The organism is Actinosynnema sp. NPDC023658 (assembly GCF_040639995.1).
GTDB lineage: Bacteria > Actinomycetota > Actinomycetes > Mycobacteriales > Pseudonocardiaceae > Actinosynnema.
Genome location: NZ_JBFAAX010000674.1, coordinates 1 through 3,134, shown reverse-complemented (window position 1 = coordinate 3,134; position 3,134 = coordinate 1). Strand labels below are relative to the sequence as shown.

The following is a 3,134-nucleotide window of genomic DNA, read 5'->3' as shown; positions in this document are numbered from 1 at the left end:
CGCTCCTGCGCTGGGCGACGCTGTCCGCGATGACCGAGCAGAAGGTCCTGCTCGTCGTCGAGATCGACGAGGGCGCCGACCACCTCGCCGCCGCGCTCGTCGCCGGGGGCCTGGACGTGCGCCGGGAGAACCGCGTGCTGACCATCCGCCTGGGGGAGGACAGCGGCGCGGTGTACGACCTCATCCGGGACGCCGTCGCGGACCTCGACCTCTCCCTGCACCGGCTCGAACGCCAGCGGCACCAGGTTGCCGACCTGTTCCGCGACCGCCCGGCCCAGGAGGTGTCCCATGTCTGAGTCAGGCGTCATCCACGACATCGGCTACCAGCGCTACACCGGCCCGAGGCTCGGCTCCGGCTACTCGGCCCGCGCGCTGTACGTCCACAGCGTCCGCAGCGCCTACGGCCTCGGCCGCAGCCCGTGGGCGAAGGTGCTGCCGATCGGGCTGATCGGCGTGGCGGGCCTCGCCTCGCTGATCATCGTGTTCATCAACAGCCAGATGCCCGAACCGGTGCTCGACTACGTCGGCATCGCCTCCACCTTCACGTTCGCCGCGACGGTGTTCGTCGCCGTGGTCGCGCCCGAGCTGGTGTCGGTCGACCTGCACACGAAGTTGGTGCAGCTGTACCTGTCGCGCCCGCTGAGCCGGTCGAGCTACGCGCTGACCAAGGTCGCCGCGCTGGCCACCGCGACGTTCCTGCTGTTCGCCGTGCCGATGCTGATCATGTTCCTCGGCATGGCCTTCGGCACCGACGACGGCGTCCCGGGAGTGCTGGAGGAGCTCGGCGGGCTGCTCGTCGGCCTCCTCGCCGCGGTGATCCACGCCGTGCTGCTGGCGGCGGTGGCACTGCCGATCGCCTCGTTGTCGGGACGTCGGGTGTTCGCCACCGGCATGATCATCGGTGTCTTCCTGCTCACCGCCCCGATCTCGGGCTTCCTGCGCGAGGTGGACTCCGGGGCGCTCGGCCGGCTGGCTGGGCTGCTCGACCCGGCGAGCCTGCTCAACGGCGTGGACCAGTGGCTGTTCGGAGCGGACCTCAGCCTGGTGTCGATCGGCTCGTTCGGGCCGGTGTACGGCCTGGTCACGGTCGTGCTGGCCGCGCTCGGCACGCTGGCCGCGGTGTGGCGGTACAAGGGGATGAAGTCATGAACACCGTCGAACTCACCGGCGTCTCCCGCTGGTACGGCAACGTGGTCGCGGTCAACGACGTGACCCTGTCCATCGGTCCCGGCCTGACCGGCCTGCTCGGACCCAACGGCGCGGGCAAGACCACCGTGCTGCACCTGATGGCGGGGCTGCTGGCCCCGTCGCAGGGCGAGGTCGTCATCGGCGGTGAGCCCGCGTGGGCCAACCCCGCCGTGTACCGCAAGCTGGGCCTGGTGACCGAGCGGGAGAGCGTGCCGGGGTTCCTCACCGCGTGGGAGTTCGTCCTGGCCGCCGCCGAGCTGCACAAGCTCCCCGACCCGGCGTCGGCCGCCCGCGCCGCGCTGGAGACCGTGGACCTGCGCGACGCGCAGGACCGCCGGATCTCCACCTACTCCAAGGGGATGCGCCAGCGGAGCCGGGTCGCCGCGGCGCTGGTGCACAGCCCGGACGTGCTGCTGCTCGACGAGCCGTTCAACGGCATGGACCCCCGGCAGCGGATGCACATGATGGAGCTGCTCGACGACATGGCCCGGGAGGGGCGGACCATCGTGTTCAGCTCGCACATCCTGGAGGAGGTCGAGCAGCTCTCCGGCACCGTGCAGGTGATCGTGGCGGGCAGGCTCGCCGCCTCCGGCGACTACCGGCACATCCGGCGGCTGATGACCACCCGCCCGCACGTGTTCACCATCGCCTCCTCCGACGACCGGCTCCTCGCGACGGCGCTGATGGCCGAGCCGTCCGTCTCCGGGGTGAGCCTCGCCGAGGCGGGCCTGCAGGTGCACACCAGCGACTACGGCACGTTCACCCGCGCCCTGGCCAAGCTCGCCAAGGCGCAGGACATCCGGCTGACCACGATCCTGCCTTCGGACGAGTCCCTCGAGAAGGTCTTCTCCTACCTGGTGACCACATGAACGCGACGATCATCCGCCTCACGGCGAGGGCACTGCTCGGCCGCAAGCGCGTGCTGCTGCTGCTCCCCATGCCGATCATCCTGATCGGCATGACCTTCCTGGGCGCCTCCAGCGAGGACGCGCACGTGAGCCCGTCCGACTGGGGTCCGCTCGTGTTCTCCAACCTCGGACTGGCGGTCATCCTGCCGCTGACCGCGCTGATCGTCGGCAGCAGCGTGCTCGGCTTGGAGATCGACGACGGCACCATCACGCACCTGATCACCAAGCCGCTGCCGCGCTCGGAGATCATCCTGTCCAAGCTCCTGGTGGCGTGGCTGGTGACCACCGCGGCCACTGCCACGCCGCTGGCCATCGGGGCCCTGGTCGCGGGCTCCGGCACGTTGGCGGTCGGCCTGGTCGTCGGCACGGCGCTGGGCGCGCTGGCCTACAGCGCGGTGTTCCTGGCCCTGAGCGTGATGACCAAGCGGCCGGTCGCGGTCGGCCTCGTCTACATCGTGCTGTGGGAGAACCTGCTGGTGTCGTTCGTCGACGGTGCCCGCGTGTTCAGCATCCGCCAGCACGCGACGGCCATCGCGGACGCGATCGGTGACACCCCGCTGATCTCCTCGACGATGTCGGTGCCGACCGCGTTGATCATGGCCTCGGTGTTCGTCGTGGTGGGCACGGTCGGGGCGACCCGGCGGCTGCGGTCGTTCGCGCTGACGGGCGAGGCGAACTAGGCCGGTTCCCGGTCGCGATCAAGATCCCGACCCGGGCACGTCCCGACATGACCACTGCGGCGGTGCGCACGGGGACCGTCGTGGCCCGAGAGCGGTGTCCGCCGGGCAGGGGGCTCAGGCGAGGGGGAGAGGCTTGGATCCGCGCGGAAGGGACCGGGAACCTCGTGCTGCTTCCCCGGAGGCACGGCCTCGACCGGGCTGGGCGCTCCTGGTGCGGCGCCTACCGCCTCTCCGACGCGGGTCGACCCGGCCCCCCTCCCGGGCGGGGTCGTCGTCCGCCGTGGTCGGCGCGGTCATCTCGGCGGTGCCCGAGTGCTACGACTCGCAGCTGCTGCGGAGGTCCGGGGGCACGCCGACG

3 protein-coding genes and 1 pseudogene are annotated in these 3,134 nt (G+C 71.2%); all 4 read left to right on the top strand.

All coding sequences use genetic code 11. The annotated features are described in order from the left end of the window. Positions 1-296 (top strand): annotated as a pseudogene (locus tag AB0G02_RS32995) (hypothetical protein); the annotation flags it as partial. After that, positions 289-1,149, top strand: a complete 861-nt coding sequence (locus AB0G02_RS32990) for a hypothetical protein (RefSeq protein ID WP_360802101.1) — start codon at positions 289-291, stop codon at positions 1,147-1,149. The pseudogene AB0G02_RS32995 and the gene AB0G02_RS32990, both read left to right, overlap by 8 nt. After that, positions 1,146-2,057 (top strand): ABC transporter ATP-binding protein, encoded by a 912-nt coding sequence (locus AB0G02_RS32985; protein WP_360802098.1) that lies wholly within the window; start codon positions 1,146-1,148, stop codon positions 2,055-2,057. Before AB0G02_RS32990 ends, AB0G02_RS32985 begins: the two co-directional genes overlap by 4 nt. After that, positions 2,054-2,776, top strand: coding sequence for an ABC transporter permease subunit (locus AB0G02_RS32980; protein ID WP_360802095.1), 723 nt, complete (start codon positions 2,054-2,056; stop codon positions 2,774-2,776). The genes AB0G02_RS32985 and AB0G02_RS32980 overlap by 4 nt, the downstream gene beginning before the upstream one ends. Positions 2,777-3,134 lie beyond the last annotated feature (358 nt).

Bases quoted from the DNA above. Each gene is read 5' to 3' on its own strand.
- AB0G02_RS32985 (WP_360802098.1), top strand. From the start codon at position 1,146: ATGAACACCGTCGAACTCACCGGCGTCTCCCGCTGGTACGGCAACGTG.
- AB0G02_RS32980 (WP_360802095.1), top strand. From the start codon at position 2,054: ATGAACGCGACGATCATCCGCCTCACGGCGAGGGCACTGCTCGGCCGC.
- AB0G02_RS32990 (WP_360802101.1), top strand. From the start codon at position 289: ATGTCTGAGTCAGGCGTCATCCACGACATCGGCTACCAGCGCTACACC.